The following is a 2,750-nucleotide window of genomic DNA, read 5'->3' on the forward strand; positions in this document are numbered from 1 at the left end:
CTGCTCCCGACTCCTCGCCCGGCCGCTCATCGCAGGGCCGGTTCGTGCAGCCGCGCGTCGATGACCTTGATGACGTCGGCGGCGTGGTCGATCAGGTAGAAGTGGCCCCCGGCGTACGTGCGCAGCTCGAACCCGCCGGCCGTGTGCGTGCTCCAGGCCGCCACCTCCTCGTGGCTCGCCTTCGGATCGCTGTCGCCCGCCAGGGCGGTGACCGGGCAGCGCAGCGCGGGGCCCGGCGCGTAGCGGTACGTCTCGGCCGCCCGGTAGTCGTTGCGGATCGCCGGCAGCACCATCCGCAGCAGCTCCTCGTCGCCGAAGACCCGCTGGTCGGTGCCGCTCAGCCCGCGCAGTTCGCGGATCATGCCGTCGTCGTCGCGCTGGTGCACCCGCTCGTCGCGGACCCGCGACGGGGCGCGCCGGCCGGAGGCGAACACCCGCAGCGGGAACAGCCCCCGGCGCTCCAGCCGGATCCCCACCTCGAACGCCAGGGTCGCGCCCATGCTGTGCCCGAACAGCGCGAACGGCCGGTCCACGGAGTCCGCGACCGCCTCGGACACCCGGTCGGCCAGCACCCCCAGGTCGTCGATCATCGGCTCGTTGCGCCGGTCCTGACGGCCCGGGTACTGCACGGCCAGCGCCTCCACCCGGGGGCTCAGCGCCTGCGCCACCGAACGGTAGAAGGAGGCCGAACCTCCCGCGTGCGGCAGGCACACCAGCTGGACCGCCGCCTCGGAACTCGGAAAGTAGCGCCGGATCCACACATCGGTGTCGCTCATGTCGGCCTCTCTCGTCGCGAGCACGGCCGGAGTCCGGGGAGGGCGGGAGCGCATGTCCCGTCGGCCGCTGCTGTCTAGGGAAAGTGGCCGACCGGCCTCGCGGCAGTGCCTCGGCGGGGATCTGAGTGAACACCTAGACCGGCCCGGACGCGCTGGGTCAGCTCCCGGGGCCGTGTTCACCTGGTACGCGACGCCATGGGCCGGACCCGGTCAACCGACCGGAACAGGAGCGCCGCCCCACCGACACACGAACCGGGGGAGACACCATGCCGCTGACCACCGGGCCGGGCGTGCTGCGTCATGCCGACACGACCCTCCAGACCCGCCTCGCGGAGTCGGCCCGCGCCACGGCGGGCGTGGCCACCAGTCCCGAACAGTTCGAGAAGTGGTTCGCCGAGCGCTGCGCGGCCCAGGTCCAGGAGGTCACCCGGGTCCCGTTCGACCAGTTGCGCAACTGGTCCTTCGCCGAGGACAGCGGCCATCTCGTGCACGACAGCGGCCGGTTCTTCTCCGTGGCCGGCCTGCGCGTCGAGGTCGACGAGGACCCGGTGCGCGAATGGGCGCAGCCCATCATCCTCCAGCCGGAGATCGGCCTGCTCGGCATCGCCGTACGCGAGATCGACGGCGTCCTGCACCTGCTCATGCAGGCCAAGGCCGAGCCCGGCAACCCCAACGGCGTCCAGCTCTCGCCCACCGTGCAGGCCACCAAGAGCAACTACACCGGAGTCCACCGAGGCCGGCTCGTCCCGTACGTGGAGCACTTCGCGAAGGCCGACCCGCGCACCGTCGTCGCCGACGTCCTCCAGTCCGAGCACGGCGCCTGGTTCTACCGCAAGCGCAACCGCAACATGGTCATCGAGGTCGGCCCGGACGTCGAGGCCGGCGAGGACTTCTGCTGGCTGACGCTGGGCCAGGTCCGCGAGCAGATGCGCATCGACCACCGGGTCAACATGGACGCGCGCACCGTCCTGTCCTGCCTCCCCGGCAGCGCCGCCGACGAGGGCAGCCTGCACACCGACACCGAAATCCTCAGCTGGATCACCTCGAACCAGGCCGTCCACGACGTGCAGACCACCGTCGTCGGCCTGCGGGACCTGCCCGGCTGGAAGGTGACCGACCTGTCGATCTCCCACGAGCGCGGCCTCTTCTTCAGCGTCATCGGCGTGGACGTCGTCGCCAACAGCCGGGAGGTCGGCGGCTGGACGCAGCCACTCATCGAACCCCACGGCGTCGGCGTCGCCGCCCTGCTCGTCAAGCGGTTCGACGGGGTGCTGCACGTCCTGCTGCGCGCCCGGATCGAGCCCGGCTACATCGACGCCATCGAACTCGCCCCGACCGTGCAGGGCACTCCGGAGAACCACGCCTACCTGGGCGGCCTCGTCCACGAGCAGCTGATCGACGCCGAGCGCCGGATGCGCACCGACCGGGTGCTGTTCGACGCCGAGATGTCCGAGGAGGGCGGCCGTTTCCACCACTCCCGCAGCCGCTACATGATCATCGAGGTCGGCGACGACCACCCGGACGAGGAGCCGCCCGGATTCCTCTGGACGGCCCTGCCCCAGATCACCTGGCTGCTCCAGCACCGCCACTACCTCAATGTGCAGGCCCGCACCCTCATCGCCTGCCTGCACGCCTGCACGGACTGACCCGTCCGTCGTCCGACACCGCACCGTCACGATCCCGGCAGACAGAAGGGGTTATCCCATGAGCGGAAAAACCGAGCAGAGCGAGGCCGTCGACGTCCGCACCGTCCGCGTGACGCTGGTCGGCGGCCCGGCCGACTTCCCCCAGGCCGACCGGACGATCCACGTCAGCGAGGCCGAGGCGCAGCAGAAGATCAAGATCAAGTACTACGGCGGCTACCAGCACTTCGAGCCCTCCGACGAGCTGGGCGGCTCCAGGGGCCCGGCGTCGCGGATCTTCCGCTGGACCGGTTTCACCAAGATCGCGGAATAGGCGGGAGCAGCGCGCCCT

Annotated in this window: 3 protein-coding genes; 2 read left to right on the plus strand and 1 reads right to left on the minus strand. The window is 71.0% G+C overall.

Going from position 1 to position 2,750, the window contains the following annotated elements; all coding sequences use genetic code 11:
- Positions 1-26: 26 nt before the first annotated feature.
- The gene (locus ACWCXC_RS15950) at positions 27-776 is read right to left on the minus strand and encodes a thioesterase II family protein (protein WP_450685159.1); all 750 of its coding nucleotides are present in this window, start codon (positions 774-776) and stop codon (positions 27-29) included.
- 266 nt (positions 777-1,042) lie between these two features.
- Here ACWCXC_RS15950 and ACWCXC_RS15955 point away from each other — a divergent pair, with 266 nt between their 5' ends.
- Together ACWCXC_RS15955 and ACWCXC_RS15960 are read left to right on the plus strand one after the other, a co-directional pair.
- Entirely contained in the window at positions 1,043-2,422 is a 1,380-nt protein-coding gene (locus tag ACWCXC_RS15955) for an NDP-hexose 2,3-dehydratase family protein (protein WP_450889247.1), read from the plus strand.
- Between the two features lie 58 nt (positions 2,423-2,480).
- Positions 2,481-2,732, plus strand: coding sequence for a DUF5988 family protein (locus ACWCXC_RS15960; RefSeq protein WP_450685161.1), 252 nt, complete (start codon positions 2,481-2,483; stop codon positions 2,730-2,732).
- The last annotated feature ends 18 nt before the right edge of the window (positions 2,733-2,750 follow it).

This window comes from Streptomyces sp. NPDC001515 (genome assembly GCF_053597115.1).